The sequence below is a fragment of the Microcoleus sp. B6-A1 genome (assembly GCF_036705085.1).
Lineage (GTDB): Bacteria > Cyanobacteriota > Cyanobacteriia > Cyanobacteriales > Microcoleaceae > Microcoleus.
Map to the genome: position 1 here is coordinate 1 of NZ_JAUBTU010000066.1, position 15,550 is coordinate 15,550.

19 protein-coding genes are annotated in these 15,550 nt (G+C 45.8%); 15 read left to right on the top strand and 4 right to left on the bottom strand.

Annotated features, from left to right (window positions below; genetic code table 11):
• Positions 1-901 (top strand): Uma2 family endonuclease (locus tag QUB11_RS21805; RefSeq protein WP_333391739.1); only part of this gene is annotated, 901 nt, incomplete at its 5' end.
• Positions 898-1,230, top strand: a complete 333-nt coding sequence (locus QUB11_RS21810) for a hypothetical protein (protein WP_333206588.1) — start codon at positions 898-900, stop codon at positions 1,228-1,230. The genes QUB11_RS21805 and QUB11_RS21810, both read left to right, overlap by 4 nt.
• Before the next feature lie 288 nt (positions 1,231-1,518).
• On the opposite strand, the gene QUB11_RS21815 is transcribed toward QUB11_RS21810, so the two are convergent.
• Positions 1,519-2,451, bottom strand: a complete 933-nt coding sequence (locus tag QUB11_RS21815) for a LysR family transcriptional regulator (protein ID WP_333206589.1) — start codon at positions 2,449-2,451, stop codon at positions 1,519-1,521.
• Between the two features lie 239 nt (positions 2,452-2,690).
• Here QUB11_RS21815 and QUB11_RS21820 point away from each other — a divergent pair, with 239 nt between their 5' ends.
• The 4 genes from QUB11_RS21820 to QUB11_RS21835 all read left to right on the top strand — a co-directional run bounded on the left by QUB11_RS21820 (position 2,691) and on the right by QUB11_RS21835 (position 5,198).
• Complete coding sequence (locus QUB11_RS21820) at positions 2,691-2,984, top strand: hypothetical protein (protein ID WP_333206590.1); 294 nt, start codon at positions 2,691-2,693, stop codon at positions 2,982-2,984.
• Positions 2,985-3,010: 26 nt separating this feature from the next.
• Positions 3,011-3,376: a hypothetical protein gene (locus QUB11_RS21825; RefSeq protein WP_333206591.1), complete on the top strand. Its 366-nt coding sequence runs from the start codon at positions 3,011-3,013 to the stop codon at positions 3,374-3,376.
• Between the two features lie 185 nt (positions 3,377-3,561).
• Positions 3,562-4,650, top strand: coding sequence for a tetratricopeptide repeat protein (locus tag QUB11_RS21830; RefSeq protein WP_333206592.1), 1,089 nt, complete (start codon positions 3,562-3,564; stop codon positions 4,648-4,650).
• 38 nt (positions 4,651-4,688) lie between these two features.
• Positions 4,689-5,198 (top strand): N-acetyltransferase, encoded by a 510-nt coding sequence (locus QUB11_RS21835; RefSeq protein ID WP_333206593.1) that lies wholly within the window; start codon positions 4,689-4,691, stop codon positions 5,196-5,198.
• 243 nt (positions 5,199-5,441) lie between these two features.
• On the opposite strand, the gene QUB11_RS21840 is transcribed toward QUB11_RS21835, so the two are convergent.
• On the bottom strand, positions 5,442-7,019 hold the full coding sequence (locus QUB11_RS21840) for an adenylate/guanylate cyclase domain-containing protein (RefSeq protein WP_333206594.1): 1,578 nt from the start codon (positions 7,017-7,019) through the stop codon (positions 5,442-5,444).
• An 88-nt stretch (positions 7,020-7,107) separates the two neighbouring features.
• Between QUB11_RS21840 and QUB11_RS21845 the strand changes: the two genes are divergently transcribed.
• The 9 genes from QUB11_RS21845 (at position 7,108) to QUB11_RS21885 (ending at position 13,646) form a co-directional block, all read left to right on the top strand.
• Positions 7,108-7,368, top strand: a complete 261-nt coding sequence (locus tag QUB11_RS21845; RefSeq protein ID WP_333206595.1) for a hypothetical protein — start codon at positions 7,108-7,110, stop codon at positions 7,366-7,368.
• A 286-nt stretch (positions 7,369-7,654) separates the two neighbouring features.
• A complete protein-coding gene (locus QUB11_RS21850; RefSeq protein ID WP_333206596.1) occupies positions 7,655-8,485 on the top strand; it encodes a prepilin peptidase in 831 nt (276 codons plus the stop codon).
• Between the two features lie 61 nt (positions 8,486-8,546).
• Positions 8,547-8,762: a hypothetical protein gene (locus tag QUB11_RS21855; RefSeq protein ID WP_333102041.1), complete on the top strand. Its 216-nt coding sequence runs from the start codon at positions 8,547-8,549 to the stop codon at positions 8,760-8,762.
• 166 nt (positions 8,763-8,928) lie between these two features.
• On the top strand, positions 8,929-9,879 hold the full coding sequence (gene accD / locus QUB11_RS21860; RefSeq protein ID WP_333151026.1) for an acetyl-CoA carboxylase, carboxyltransferase subunit beta: 951 nt from the start codon (positions 8,929-8,931) through the stop codon (positions 9,877-9,879).
• Between the two features lie 379 nt (positions 9,880-10,258).
• On the top strand, positions 10,259-10,450 hold the full coding sequence (locus QUB11_RS21865; RefSeq protein ID WP_333058460.1) for a translation initiation factor IF-2: 192 nt from the start codon (positions 10,259-10,261) through the stop codon (positions 10,448-10,450).
• Positions 10,451-10,595: 145 nt separating this feature from the next.
• Positions 10,596-11,084 (top strand): photosystem II cytochrome c-550, encoded by a 489-nt coding sequence (gene psbV, locus QUB11_RS21870; protein ID WP_333035576.1) that lies wholly within the window; start codon positions 10,596-10,598, stop codon positions 11,082-11,084.
• A 154-nt stretch (positions 11,085-11,238) separates the two neighbouring features.
• Complete coding sequence (psbV2, locus tag QUB11_RS21875; RefSeq protein ID WP_333058458.1) at positions 11,239-11,739, top strand: photosystem II cytochrome PsbV2; 501 nt, start codon at positions 11,239-11,241, stop codon at positions 11,737-11,739.
• A gap of 125 nt (positions 11,740-11,864) precedes the next feature.
• Entirely contained in the window at positions 11,865-12,203 is a 339-nt protein-coding gene (gene petJ, locus QUB11_RS21880; RefSeq protein ID WP_333206597.1) for a cytochrome c6 PetJ, read from the top strand.
• 423 nt (positions 12,204-12,626) lie between these two features.
• On the top strand, positions 12,627-13,646 hold the full coding sequence (locus QUB11_RS21885) for a CHAD domain-containing protein (protein ID WP_333206601.1): 1,020 nt from the start codon (positions 12,627-12,629) through the stop codon (positions 13,644-13,646).
• A 235-nt stretch (positions 13,647-13,881) separates the two neighbouring features.
• Here the strand turns inward: QUB11_RS21885 and QUB11_RS21890 are convergent, their stop codons facing one another.
• Both QUB11_RS21890 and crtA read right to left on the bottom strand, forming a co-directional pair.
• Entirely contained in the window at positions 13,882-14,379 is a 498-nt protein-coding gene (locus tag QUB11_RS21890; RefSeq protein WP_333206598.1) for a 2TM domain-containing protein, read from the bottom strand.
• 259 nt (positions 14,380-14,638) lie between these two features.
• Positions 14,639-15,475 (bottom strand): cyanoexosortase A, encoded by an 837-nt coding sequence (crtA, locus tag QUB11_RS21895; RefSeq protein WP_333391742.1) that lies wholly within the window; start codon positions 15,473-15,475, stop codon positions 14,639-14,641.
• Between the last annotated feature and the right edge of the window lie 75 nt (positions 15,476-15,550).

The following is a 15,550-nucleotide window of genomic DNA, read 5'->3' on the forward strand; positions in this document are numbered from 1 at the left end:
TTGTGGAACAGGCATCTTGCCTGTTCAAGAAAAATTTGTTAGTTGTGGAACAGGCATCTTGCCTGTTCAAGAAAAATTTGTTAGTTGTGGAACAGGCATCTTGCCTGTTCAAGAAAAATTTGTTAGTTGTGGAACAGGCATCTTGCCTGTTCAAGAAAAATTTGTTAGTTGTGGAACAGGCATCTTGCCTGTTCCTTATGTTATCTTAAAAATATCATATCTGGAAGTAAAAAATATGATTTCTGTTGCACCGATCGCACCACCGTTACTCATAGGCGAAAAGCGAGTATTGTTGAGAAATATTACTTGGCAGGGTTATCAACAACTGCTACAGATTTTAGGCGATAACCGAGCGGCTACATTGATATTCGACCGGGGAATTTTAGAAATTACCATGCCTTTAGAAGAACACGAATTTTCAGCACGCTTAATCGAACGACTGATTATTATTTTGGCTGTAGAGCTAGGTTTAAAAATCAAAACAATGGGTTCGACAACCTTGGATCGATCGGACTTAGAGCGCGGTGCAGAACCAGATAATGCCTATTACATCCAAAATCAGCCCCTCGTAGCCGGTCGTACAGTAGATATAGCCACAGATCCAGCACCCGATTTAGTAGTGGAAATAGATATCACCCATACCGATATTAACAAGCCTGCTCTCTACGCCAGTATGGGAGTACGAGAGTTTTGGCGGTACAATGGTAGAGAATGGCGAATTTATAAGCTAGAGAACGATGAGTATTTAGAAGTATCTGTCAGCCCCACTTTTCCGATCGTTCCCAAGGAAAAGCTCTACGAATTCTTGGCAGCAGCGCAGCTAGATGAAGTAGAAGCGGAGGTGAATTTCCGCAACTGGGTGAGAGAGATGACAAATATTAATAACACAAGTGGAGGATGAAAGCAATGGAATATAGCGGTACATGGCGGATCGCAGAGATGGCAATGTGGGATAGTGATTATTTGGACATGGAAGTTGAAGCCTATATCGAGATTGATGAAACAGGTTCAGGAGAATTTCAATTCGGTTTAGTATCAGGTGAAATTGACGGCGAAGTCATAAAAGATGGAAAGGATCAGCGATTTGAGTTTACATGGGACGGTAATGATGAGAACGATCCTGCATTTGGTAGCGGTTGGCTAAAATTAAAGGATAAAAACTTGGTAGATGGTCGAATCAAATTCCACCAAGGCGACAGTTCTAGTCTTGTAGCTAAGCGCATGAAATAAGAGACCTCTTGCAAAAATAGCTGGGACGGGCTCTCCGGCCCGTCCCACAAAAAGTTTTTTCTCTTGTGGGATGGGCCGGAGAGCCCGTCCGAAAATTTGATCGAAAGGACTTTTGCAAGAAGTCTAAGAAATCAGCGATCGTACTATTTTAGGCCATTTTTGTTACCGCAGATGAACGCAGATGAACGCAGATAAAATCCCATCCGCGTTCATCTGTGTCCATCCGCTGATATCGCGGTAACAAAATCCCCATCTAACCAATAACCAATAACAACTGACTCAGGTTTCTCATGAAGGATTAATCGGAAACTCACCCTCACTATCAACCTCTGGAGCACTTTTAACTAAATCCAAAAACGCAAACACCGCCGGAATTAACAGCCCATCCCGCAAAACAGCCACCCCGATTACCCTCTCAAAATCCGACGGTAAACTGCAAACTTTCACCGAAGACGGTATCGGTTCCGCGGCCAAACGAGGCAGAATAGCTGCACCCAAACCTTGCATCACCATACTGACAATAGTTGAATCTTCGCTGAGTTCGTAACCGATATTTATGGGAAAGTCCGCAGTTGTCAAATACTTGCGAAGCGGTATCGAACAAGCATTTTCAATCGGCTGCAAAATCAGCGGATAATTCGCTAATTCTTTCCAGGTAATTTTAGCACTTTTACATTGCGCCTTCGGCGGCAGCAAAACCAGATATTTATCCCGCAAAATTTCCCTCGTTTCAAATTCATCGGAGATGGGAAGAGAGACAAAGCCGATGTCTGCTTTGCCCGATCGCAAAGCTTCTTCTACAGCTTGAGTATAATAAACTTCGGTAATGCTGACCGTAATTTTGGGAAAGCAACTGCGAAATTTAGCAATAATACCCGGTAGGATATGAGTGGCGACACTCCGAAAAGTAACTATCCGTACCTGGCCTCCCTGCAAACCTTTTTCCAAATCCGCTTCTTTTACCATCATTTCTAAGGCGCAGGCTATTTGACGCCCGTGACTCACTACCCTTTCCCCCACCGGCGTCAGTTGAGCACCGTGTCGCCCCCGGTGGAACAGTTGCACTCCCAATTCTGTTTCTAAAGAGGCGATGGCGTGGCTGACGGCGGATTGGGACAGTTCCAATTGCAAAGCCGCCTCGCTAAAGTTTTCACACTCTGCTACGGCTATCAAAGCCTGAATTTGAGAGAGTTTCATCCGCCGCGTATTGATTTCATTCATAGCCTTTTTGCCCGATCGTCAATCTATCTATTTTATTCATACAATCTATGCAAGCAATGATTTGATTGTCAATCACCAAAGAGTTAAGGTGAATTTATTAGATAACAGATTGACTTTCACAGGAATTGCACGCCAACAATAGTGGGCTGTTATTGCGCTGAAAATATTACAATGTTAAGCATTTATTGTAATCTTATTAGTGCAAATCTTGTGGAAAATATAAGTTGAAGGTGTGGGCTATGTCTACTTGCAAAAATCCAATCGATACCCCAAGCATCCAAATTTTTTCGATTACCGATCGAGCTAACCCATCCGAAAAACATAAAGGGCTATCTCTCTTTTCAGCTATAAAAAAAATTGGGCAGTTTTTGCTCTACCTCATTTCGAGTGAGGACGAACTGAGAATTTGGCAGACGTGCGATCGCTATGGTAACACTTGGTGGCACGGTTGCGATCGGGCTACAGGTCGCTCTACCTGTGTGGCGACGGATGATGAAATGCGCGCTTGGATCGATCGGCGTTATTGCCAATAGTAGTGTGTGGGTTGCGTGGAAATGAAGTGAAATACAGTTCTCGATTACCAATTAGCAATTACCAAGTAGCAATTACCAATTACCAAGTAGGAGATGCTATGCTTCAAATATCTTCCGAATGTGCAGCGCCCGTTAGCGGAGCCCTCGAAGAGGATCGCATTATTCTGATGAAAAACGAGGTATACAGATTGCCTCAAACTCATCGAAAAATTCAAGTTTTGTCAGGAATTGCTTGGATCACGCTTGACCAACAGGACATCATCTTGCAAAGTTCTGAAAAAGTATCGCTTCCACCCAGCAAAAACTTTGCTGTCATATCCGCTCTCAACAATATGCCGCTGATTATGGCCGTCTGGCAAGACAAAAACTCAGTCATGGGATTTGAGATTTGAGATTTGAGATTTTGGATTGAAGAATTGGGAACGACTGATTGTGTATGGGTTTGAAGCACGGGTCTACAGTTGCCTTCTTTTTTGAAACTGGTATCAGAACCTAGAGATTGAGAAAAAATTCGGCAGGAACACCCCAAAAAGCTCTATCTTAATAGTTATCACTTAGCTATTGGAGGACTCGATCGGTGCACCGCCGCTCTTACCACTTCAGCTATCTCGCAGCTATAAGTATTGTCTTATCGCCCGCACTCAGCTTGCTGGCAATTTCAGACGCCCGCGCTTATGCCCCAATTATAAATGCGAGGCGCGCCCAAGCGAGCGATTCCCTACGGGATAGCTTCGCTTCACGCGCTCAGGCAACAGACCCCAAAACGCAAGCAGACCAACTTTTTGAAACAGGAGTAAAACAGCACCGCGAGGGTTTGTTTCGAGAAGCAATCGAGACTTTTGAGCAAGTTTTGGCAATCCGCAAGCAACTAGGCGACCAAGCGGGAATCGGAGAAACCCTCAACAATATGGGGGAAGTTTATGGCGAAATGGGTTTGAGGCCCAAAGCTTTGGAAGTTCTGCAGCAAGCTTTAGTCATTCACCGAGAAATCAGCGGAGGGCGTCGTATCGCGCGCACTCTCAATCTCATCGGTTTCGTCAACCGGATTGGGGACAATTTTTCCGAAGCGATGAAACTGCACCAAGAAGCTTTGGAACTTGCCAAAACTACCGACGACCAAATTGAAATTGGAGAATCCCTCCACAACATCGCGGCCGTGTACGCAGAACAGGTCAATTACGCCAAGGCGATCGAATTTTACCAGCAAGCGCGGACGATTCGCACGGCCGCCGGCGATAAACGCGATTTAGGCCGTACCCTCAATAATATGGGCGGCGTCTACTACAACATCGGCGACTTTAATAGAGCGATGGAATTTTACCACCAAGCTTTAGCAATTCGCCGGGAAATCGGAGACCGGGCTGGCGTCGGCCGCCTCCTCAACAACATGGCACTTACCTCCCGCAAACTCGGCAAAGATACTCAAGCGCTGATATATTTTCAGCAAGCAATACCGATGTTAGAAGCAATCGGCGACAAGACAAGTATCGGACGCTTGCTCAACAATATGGGCGCAATTCATGAAAGTCTCGGTCAAAATGCTCAAGCTCTCGAATCCTACGAGGAAGCTTTAAAAATTGCTCGTGAGGGCGGTGACAAAGCCGGAGAAACTACAGCGATGGAGGGCATTAAGCGATTGTCTTCCAGTCAGCTTGTACCGCAATAATGACTGTGAGTTGCTAGAACAATCAATCAATATAAGCTATGTATATCCGTACCGAAAAGCCAGAAGATGTAGAAGCTGTTCGCAACATTAACATTGCGGCATTCGGGCGAGAAAATGAGGCTAATCTAGTCGATCGATTGCGGGGAATTGCATCTACATTTTCCTTCGTTGCGGTAGAATCCGATCGCATTGTCGGACACATTTTCTTCAGTCCAGTTGCCGTCGCAGGAAAATGTTCTAGGCATTTGTCGATTCTAGGGTTGGCGCCAGTCGCAGTTCTACCCAACTATCAGCGGCAAGGTATAGGAACGCTGCTGATTCGGGAAGGTTTAAAAGAGTGCGGGCGATCGGGATTTCAGGCAGTAGTTGTGCTTGGTCATCCAGATTTTTATCCGCGTTTTGGGTTTATTCCTGCTAGTAGAAAGAGCTTAAAATGTGAATATGATGTTCCCGATGAAGCATTTATGGTATTGGAGTTAGAAAGCGGAGCCTTGCAGGATTGCAGCGGAACGGTGAAGTATCGATCGGAGTTTAGTCTATGCGAGTGATATTAATTGGGCCCTTCATCCGAATTATTCATCTCTCTCCGCTCTCCCTCTGCGTTCTCTGCGTTCTCTGCGGTTAAATCATTCCGATGCAACCGGAACTGATCTGACGAAGTGGCGGTTTTTATTGTGAAGTATCGTAAAAAAATATAAAAATAACATTTAGTAGTCACAGTGGAAAAACGTTGTGCTGTACTTGCCTTTGTGAACCATAAAACCTGTACAACTATTACCCAGCAAAGTTATTTAAACGCCACTTTTTCCCTTCTCCCCTTTTGCACCTTGCAAAGCAAAAATCGGAGTTTGAGCAGATTTCCCCTTCAGAGCAACAGATCCCAAAGCCTCGCAAATGAAGTTTAGCTCGATCGACTCACACACCCTTTCGCCAATCAAAATTTGGTTTTCCGCCGCCTTGCTCATCAACCGAGCAGCAGTATTCACCGTATCACCGAGGATATTAAACTCCCTGCGCCCTCGCGGTTCCCCAACCTCAGCAGCAAACACCGGCCCCCGCGACAGCCCAATTTGACAGCTTACTTTTACTTCTTCACCCGCAATAATTACCAGAGGCCAACCTACAATCAGATCTCGGATTGCAATCGCCGCACTAGCCGCGCGGCTGGCATCATCCGTGTGAGCGTCAGGTACGCCAAAATAAATCAGCATATCCGAACCGTCTAAGTGCGCCGTTACTTTTTGCAACACGCCTCCTTTAGCTGACACTACAGCATCAATCGACGCAAACACCCGAGAAAAAGCCACTATCAGATTGACTTCTTCCTCCAGCGAAGCTTTGTCTACAGACTCTGGTAAACCAATCAAGTTGACAAACATCACCGTCGGTTCAGGAAAATCCGGCGGAATTTTCCGCCTGTCTGCATTTTCCACCAGCAGTCTCAGGATAGTTTTGGGAATATAACTAGCAAGGGGTTCAAGCCGATTCACAGCTTCCCCGATTTCTTTTACCAAGCCCGCCACGCTGCGATCGAGCAATACCGAACTCGGCATCCGTCGCCCAGTCAAAGTGATATCATACTCTCCGAGGCGATCGTCCGTTAAATCGTCCGCCACCAAAAAATAACCCGGTTTCCCGGGTTCAAAACGAAATTGCTCTCCCAAACACTCCCTAGCAATTTCAGTCACACACACCCGCCCCACAGTCCCAGAACCCTCAGCTTGCTTAGCTTGCTGGACTGAATGCCCCAGCAGTACGTGAGCCATCCGCAGCGGCGTACCGATGTCAGCACTAATATAGCGGCCGCAGTGGATGCCCACCCGCATCCTCAAAGACAAAACACCCCGCGCCGTTTCAATATTGGCAAATTCAGCCATCGCCCGCTGCATCCGCAAACCCGCCCGCACCGCCCTGGCTGTATCCTCTTGGTAAACTCCTGACGGAAACTGCACCAGCATCGCATCTCCGGTAAACTCCAGCAAATCCCCGCCCGATTTGCTGACAATTTCAATCATCGAGGCAAAATAGTCGTTAATCACGCCCAGCAGGCTTTCAGCTCCCTTGCGCCCCTGGGTAGCATTCGCTTCCAACAACGAGGTAAACCCTGCCAAATCTGTGAACAGCAAGGTGCCTGTTTGCCACTGGTAGCGCACCTCGCCTGGGTTGGGCGGAGATTCGGACACGAGCCTGGGTACGTAGTCGTGGAGAATGTAGCGCAGAGTTCGCAGGTGCTCGAAAACCCCCATTAGCGTTGCGGGGGACGGATCTACCCACGCAGCAGCGTACAGTTGAGCCGAAAGGAGCGATCGCAGTCGCAGTTCGATCGCAGCCAGGGGAGGATTGTAGGTTAATCTATTAATAATTTCCACCTAAGTTTATTCTTAAAAAATAGGGTAAGTTCTATTGATCGAGATGCTACACCAGTAACTCGACCTATACCATTATGATAAGTTTCCAGTGACTCCATACCAGCCAAACCCACAACCCACTAGAGAAACTTCCGAACGTCACAGCTTGCTAGCTCCCGATTTGATCCGAGCTGCTCGATCGGCCTATGGTATGTATCTGAAAGTGCATTCCGAGCAGATGCAGCGTCCGGCGGGTGTAGTTGTCAGTCAAGGAAGCGATCGAGGTCAGCTAATTTTTGCTTCGCAGCCGATTTTATTGCCCGGTGAACGTTTTGTTACTTTTGAGGAAATTGAATCTCAAATGTATTAATTGCTAATTGGTCATTGGTGGTAATTGGTAATTGATAATTAAGCATTGGGCATGAGGAATTGGTAATTAGTCACTAATATTATGTCCGCTCGAACGCTCGCACTAAAATAGGTTTCTAGTGAAGAGCCATGTTTTCAGGATTTTATGAAAACTTGCATTCTTGACTATTAATACCTTTTATGATGGGTAATTGACCGTACAGGCTCTAACAACTGAGAACTAACTATTGAGAAGTAACAAGTGATACATAACCCCAGTCAACAGTGAACAGTCAACAGTCAACTTAATGGAAATAATCTTTAATTGCCTTGTCATGGCGATCGTCTTTATTGTCGGATCGGCTATTGGCAGCTTTCTAAATGTGGTAGTCTATCGGTTGCCTGCGGGTTTGTCGGTGATCAACCCTCCTTCTCGCTGTCCCAAATGTTTAAATCAACTCAGAAATTACGAAAATATACCCGTTTTCGGTTGGCTGTGGCTCCGGGGCCGCTGCAATCACTGCCGCAGCCGGATTTCTGCCCGCTATCCGTTGGTGGAAGCAGCTACGGGTTTGCTGTTTTTGCTAATCTTCTGGCGGTTTGGCGTAACAGTGCAAACTCTGGGTTTTTGGGCTTTGTTTAGCTGGCTGTTGGCTTTGTCTTTGATTGATTGCGATACAATGACTTTGCCTAATTCTTTAACTCGATCGGGTTTGGTGCTCGGATTGGTTTTCCAAATGGCGAAAGGTTTGTGGCCGACATTTAGTCCGATCGACTCGGTAAACTATCTGGTACTCGATGGGATCGCGGGAGCAGTTGTCGGGTTGTGGCTGTTTGACGCGATCGGACTCGCCGGGACGATCGGGCTGAAGCAGAATGCTATGGGCGCCGGAGATACCAAATTAGCCGCCTTGATGGGAGCTTGGCTGGGCTGGAAATACTTGCTGCTAGCGGGATTTATTGCCTGTTTAGCGGGGGCTTTTGCCGGTGGCGGGGCGATCGCCCTTGGCTGGCTCGATCGGCGTCAACCCATGCCTTTCGGCCCGTTTCTGGCTCTCGGTACAGCAATTACTGCTCTGTGGGGCGAAGCGATCTTATCTACTTACTTCCAGTTGTTTTTCCCGAATTTTAGTTTCTGATGTGCCCGTAGTCAGGCGCGATCGAACATAATATTGTCTCAAAAATTGGTAAAATTGTTCCGTGTCTTGGATTACACTTACAACTACTAGCTTTCGTTGGGAAGCGGAATTAATGCAGCAGCTCCTAGCTGCTCATGAAATCCCGGCCCGGATTGTAGACTTGGGCATAGCATCTTATTTCGGGGCTGGAAGTGCTACAGCCCTGCAAGTTCTCCCACAACACCAGCGAACAGCATGGCTCCTCATCAGTCCAGTTGAAGAGGACAATAGTCAGTAGTCAAGTCTGTTGTTTATTGTCTGTTGTTATGGTTATTGGTTATTAGTTATTAGTTATTAGTTATTGGTAGCAGCTAACAACTCACAAATAACAACAGCCAACAGTCAACAGTCAACAGTCAACAGTCAACAGTCAACAGTCAACAGTTAACAAATACCAAGTTTTAATGTCTCTATTTGATTGGTTTGCAAATCGACGAAAATCAGTACCGAACTCCCAAGAACGGCCGGAACGAGAAATTGCGGACGGACTTTGGAATAAATGCGAAGCTTGCGATGCCCTGAGTTATACCAAAGACCTGCGAGCAAATCAAATGGTTTGCTTGGAATGCGGGCATCATATCAGAGTTTACAGTGACGATCGCATCGAGCAGTTGATCGATCCCAATACCTGGGTGCCCCTTAACGAAGGACTGCACGCCACCGATCCCCTGAAATTTCGCGATCGAAAAAAATATAGCGATCGACTCCGAGAATTTCAAGAAAAAACAGGCCACCTAGACGCCGTAGAAACCGGCATCGGCAAACTCGAAAATTTGCCAGTCGCCCTCGGAGTCATGGAATTTCAGTTCATCGGCGGCAGCATGGGCTCAGTAGTCGGAGAAAAGCTGACTCGCCTCATCGAACACGCCACGCGGGAACGCTTGTCCGTAATCATTGTCTGCGCTTCCGGTGGTGCAAGAATGCAAGAAGGAATGCTCAGCTTGATGCAAATGGCTAAAATTTCCGGGGCTCTGGAACGCCACCGGGAAGCGAGACTGCTTTACATCCCGATTTTGACCCACCCGACCACCGGCGGCGTCACCGCCAGTTTTGCCATGCTGGGAGACATTATAATTGCAGAGCCAAAAGCTACTGTGGCCTTTACGGGCGGCCGGGTAATCGAACAAACTCTGCGGGAAAAGCTGCCGGAAAATTATCAAACTTCCGAATACTCCTTCGCCCACGGTTTTGTAGACTTGATTGTACCCCGGACTCAATTAAAGAAAACTCTTGGTCAGCTCATCAGCCTCCACCAGCCACAGCCTTTCTTGGCAGACTCGGAATTTCCCGCCCTCAATGGCAGCGATAGCCACGCTTTGCCCCCGCAGACTCACGCTTTCAAACTTTCTCCCTAAGCTGCCGCGCCGGAGGATTGTCTGTTGGTGAGTGGGGGCCCAGAGGGAAATTGCTGAGGAATTGCTCAAAACCAGGCTTCTACCAAAAATATTTAGTTTGGTAACGAGACGTTCACGCAGACACCGGGTTTTGAACCTCGCGCCCGCAACTCCTATTGGTAATAACGACCCAGCAGTGGGATGATATTGATCGGAAGTTGATTGGCCCTGAAGTTAGGCTGGGCAAAAATGCCTAGTCGCAGTTAGCGGTTAGTTAGCTTGCGATCGAACAAAATCTCAGAACAAACTAACAGAACAAGCTAACAGCGCTTTCTAAAATTGTCCGGCTTTCAGTTAATAGCCGTCAACTCAATTTTGACCTGTCAGCGACCTAAAAATTATGGGTTTTGCAGACCTGTCCATCGCAGAAATAGCAGAGGACTTCAACGTCCCTGTTGAAGAAGTGATCCGCTTGTGCGATGAGTTGGAAATTGCCTACAAGCACCCTCAAACCCGTTTGGCTTTGGAGGATGTTAAGGCAATTATGTCCACTCTCGAAAAAAGGCGCGACTCAAAACTTCTTGCAGATTAGATCGCAAAATTCCTCTACCTTTAAAGGTATGGCTGCACAAACTTTCGCCAGTTGTTGCAGAAAGAGGGAATTTTGAACACAAATCTGTTTGCCAGGTATGATCTCTTAGCGTTCAATAATTTGCCGGATTTTTTTAAGGAGAACCATGCTTAAAAGATATTTCATTGCTCTGACCGCTGTATTCTTGAGCTTTCAGTTATTTGTCAGCAGTGCGATGGCTGTCGAACTGAGTCCTGAACTTCGCACTGTGACTTTGAATGACAAGGGTGCTCCAGTGGTGCTGAGCCTCAAACAAGTTCAGCAAGGCAAACGCCTGTTCAATTCGGCTTGCGCTCAATGTCACGCTGCGGGCATGACAAAAACTGACCCGAACGTGAATTTGAGCCCGGAAACTCTGGCTTTGGCCAACCCGCCCCGGAATAATATTGAGTCGCTGGTGGACTTTATGAAAAATCCCACCACTTACGACGGGTTTGAGGAAATTTCGGAACTGCATCCGAGTATGAAGAGTGCGGATATTTTCGCTGAGATGAGAAATCTCTCGGATGACGATTTGTACGCGATTGCCGGTCACATTCTGTTGCAGCCAAAAATTGTCTCCAAGCAGTGGGCTGGTGGCAAAGGCGCTCGCTAATCGATTTTAGATTTTAGATTTTAGATTTTGGATTTTGGATTGGGAGATGGCTGAAGTTCGGCAAGGATTGCTGGCTGGTCGTTTTTCGCTCTAAAATCTGAAATCTAAAATTTACCTCCTGCTCATTGATTATCGCAAAAGGTTGTAGTCCCTCATGCTGCGTCGTGGTGCTTTTGTCTGCTTTCTGTTGGGGATGTTAATTATTTTGCCACTCGTGCTGTTGGCTCCTCAACCTGTTTTGGCTGCTGCCGATTCTTACGTGAATAGGTATTTACAAGCCAGCGAACCTGTGGCTCTGGAGTTGGACTCTGAGGGACATACTCGCTTGTTTTCGGCGTTTGATTTGTCTGCGGGCAAGGTATTGTTCGAGCAAAATTGCCTGAATTGTCACGTCGGAGGAGCTAATTTGCCCGATCCGACGATATCTCTGTCTTTGGCTGACCTCAAGGGGGCAACGCCTCCCCGCAACAACATCAATAGTCTGGTGGCGTATCTGAGAGAACCGATGACTTATGACGGTACTGAGGAGACTTTTTGGTGCCGCCAAGTGCCGGAAAGCTGGATGCCACAGGCTGAGATTGAAAATTTAGCGGCTTTTGTGATCCGGGCGGCTCAGAAAGCTCCGGGCTGGGGCGTGGAGAATTTTGAGAGTTGAATTGCCACTGCCAAAAAGTGGTAAATTACTCGGAAGAAGGCGATACGACTGCGCGATCGCGCCTGTTAAAACAGGTAAAATATCTAAAGAATCACCCTTTGCGTGTCCATTAGAGGAGAACTGCGTTGAAAAGACTCTTATCGATCGCCCTATTAGCGTTCGCAATTTTTACCGTCGGCTTTGGTCGCCCTGCTTTGGCAGGTGATGCTGTTAAAGGAGCTAAAATCTTTAGCTCGAACTGTGCTGCTTGTCACATCGGTGGCGGCAACGTGGTTATGGCGATGAAAACCTTGAAAAAGAGTGCTCTTGAGAAGTACGGCATGAATTCTCTGGAAGCTATTACCACTCAGGTAACTAAGGGCAAAAATGCTATGCCTGCTTTCGCCGGCCGCTTGAAGCCCGAACAAATCGAGGATGTAGCAACTTACGTGCTCCAACAATCTGAGAAAGACTGGAAAGGCTAAACTGCCTCTTTGAAGTCGGGAAGCCTGGGCGGGTTTGATTTAATTTAAAACTTGTCCTCCCGATCGCACCCTCTCTCACCCTTTGGCGAATAAACATCGGTTTGCAGCGATCTTAACCTATTTGGGAAAGCGCGTCAGAAATCCGATTTTTATGAGTTCAAGGGCGAGGGAGGGACATTTTATTTTAGATTTTAGATTTTAGATTTTGGATTGCAGATTTTAGATTTTAGATTGCAGATTTTAGATTGCAGATTTGAGATTGCTAAATGCTGACTTTGTATAAACTGTCAAGCACCTAATATTAAGATTCATGTATGGAAGCCAGTCATAAATTGGGGTGGTGTGCTAGGATGTAAACCCTTTACTAGCAAAGCCTTGAAATCCAAATTAAAGTCGATCGGGGATCTGGAATCTACACCTGCCATGAACGTAAAAACATCAGCCAAAGTTAAAACTCAAGTTAAAACTCTCGGAGACGCTGCATCTGGGGCGATTGAGAAATATTTCCGCAAAACTGTAGAGCACGAGGCTGAAGTTCTCAAAGACCAAGACGCGGAAGAACTTCATCAAATGCGCGTGGGATTGAGACGTTTGCGATCGGCTGTGACTGGTTTTGCTCCGGTTTTAGATTGGCCAAAAGAGGCTTCTGAACGTAAAATTGGTAAGGTGGGGCGGATTCTGGGAACGCTCAGGGATTTGGATGTGATGCTCGAAAGTCTCCAAAATCGCTATTACCCGAATTTGCCGACTGACGAACAGGAAGTTTTGGATAAGGCTTTGTCGAATTTGCTCAAACAGCGCCACCGGGCTTTGAAAGGGGTGAGGGCGATTTTAGAGCACAAAAGCTACGAATCGCTGAAGCAGTCGATCAAGGATTGGTTGGAAGAACCGAAGTTTCAGGCGATCGAACATTTGCCAATTGCTGAGGTTTTGCCGGATTTACTGTTACCTCAAGTCAGCGAGTTTTTTCTCCATCCGGCTTGGCTGTTGGGTACAGAATATGAAGATGGCAAAGTTAAAATTGCTAAGGATTTGAATGCTGAGGCTGTCGAAGAGAAGTTAGCAGCCGAGGGAACTATTCTGCACGATTTGCGGAAGCAAGCTAAGCGGGTTCGCTATTTGATGAATCTGTTTGGCGATTTTTACAGCGAGACTTACGAAGTTTATGTCGAAGATGTGAAAGCTATTCAGGAATGTTTGGGCGATATTCAAGACAGTGAAGTTTTAGGCGAGTTTCTGACAGATTTTGTCGATCGCGATCTGAAAAAAGAGTTGCCGAAGTTGGCGGGTTTGTTGGCCGAAAATCGCTATGCAGCTTGGCAAAAATGGCAGGTTTTGCAGCGCAGGTATTTGAGTTCGGAAATTCGGCAAGGTTTGCGATCTGCTTTAATTCATCCTGTGGTTGAAGATGCTGCTAATGGAAAATTGCCCCAGGAAAGTTAGGTTTTCAGGCCCAGAGAATGCGATCGACTGGCGGGAGGGACTAAAAGAGGGATATTTGTAGGGACACAGCCTTGCAGTGTCCTTCATTGTATAACTCAATAAAGGGCGATCGCTCTTGGGGAGAGGTTCAAGAAAAAACCTTAACAATTATTCTTTCCAGTAACGAGTTAAAACCCGAATTACTTCACGAGTGTGAAGTAAAAGAAAGGGCGATCGCGTTTTTTACCATAGAAAATCAGGACTGCAACCACTTCATAAACTTATTCGTCGCAGTACCAATCGACTCTCCCACCTGTTTCTTCAACCGCCACCGCTGAAATGCTTGTTCGTAATCTTCGCCTTCAGTTTGATAAACATTCCAAGCATTCAGCGACAATCCTAATCCCCAGGTTAGTAAAATGAACAGTGACCAAGAAAGCTCGTGCGAACCTGCTAGATTAAACAAAACTAAAAAAGTATTGATAATGCCGTACTTTGTCACATTTTTCTGCAATTTGCGACGACGGTAAGAGTTAAAAACCAGCTTTTCTTGAACTTCTCCTCTAGTTGCTAACCATTGCTGTTCCGCCGCTACAATATCCTGTTCGGAAATGCCCAATTCCGCTGCAATCTCGAAAAGCTGCACTCTGGATAATTCCCCTTCATCTTGTCGGCGTGCGATCGCAAGCTGTAAAATACCCTGAGCATCCTCTGAACCGTAAATTTGACTTATTTGACTTTCATTGGTTGCCATAACAAGTTTCCTATAATTCCTGACATCCTTTCTATGATAGATATAGACGCAGTTAAACGACAGGTAGTGAAATTGGCGGATTTCAACACCCGGACACTTGAGTGAGACTCCTGACTATGGGAAGGGAAATCGAAGCACCGATATATAGCCTTTCTCAGTAACATGAGGTATACCGAAACCCTGTAGTGTCAAGCTTTCCAGGTCAAAATTCGTACCTCATCTTTCTGAGAAAGGCTATATTACCTCAACTTTAAACTAATTAATTTGCCGAACTTTGACTAATTTTGCTATCTCGTTTCAACATAAATTGATAAAATATCCCAAACAAAATCACTGCAATCATTCCCACGACTAATGAACCTTCACCCTCATGCCAATATTTAAACAAATCTAGGCGATTAGATGCAACTAACAATGCCATTCCCGCCACTCGAAAAACATTAATAATAAAACCAAAAATGACAGCGACACCTATTACCAAAGCCTTATTTTGTTTAGTAGGAAACATCACCAAACAAACTACAGCTAAACCTAATAAGTAATTCATTGCCTCTATACCCGAACAACCCCCATTTACCAACACCCTTCCTGTCGGTAAAGCAACATAATTACCGTCACGTGTTACATCAAAACCGACATACCACAAAGAATAATAAGCAAATTTAGCAGTAAGGGAGGTAACAAAATCCACTAAAGGTGACGTAATGACACTGGGGGTGCCATGAAAAAATAGTATTACCAATTCACGCCAATATAGTTTTAAGTTCTGAAAACCTACTGCAAGCAGGCTCAAACCTAAACCAGACAAAAAAGGTGCAAGTCTTAAAAAAGGATCTAATTTACTGGAAACCCCAGCACTTTGAAATAAAATAAAAGCTATTAATAGCGTCCCTGCTATTCTCGATAATAGGTCACTTTTTATATCACTCTGTTTGAGAATATCCTGGTTGTCCCAAAGCAGGGAACCCACAGCGCACCAAAAAACTATACTCATCCAAAAATGAGCAACATCGTCCACTTTCCACAGGAGTGTCATATTCAGAGTTACTAAAGCTGTGGCGATAATGATGAGCCAAAAAAGTTTTCTCTTGAACATTTTAGATATTAGTTATTAGTTGATTGATGAGAGCGATACTGCGGACTGTTTTTGATGGCCAACCCTAGAATAAGG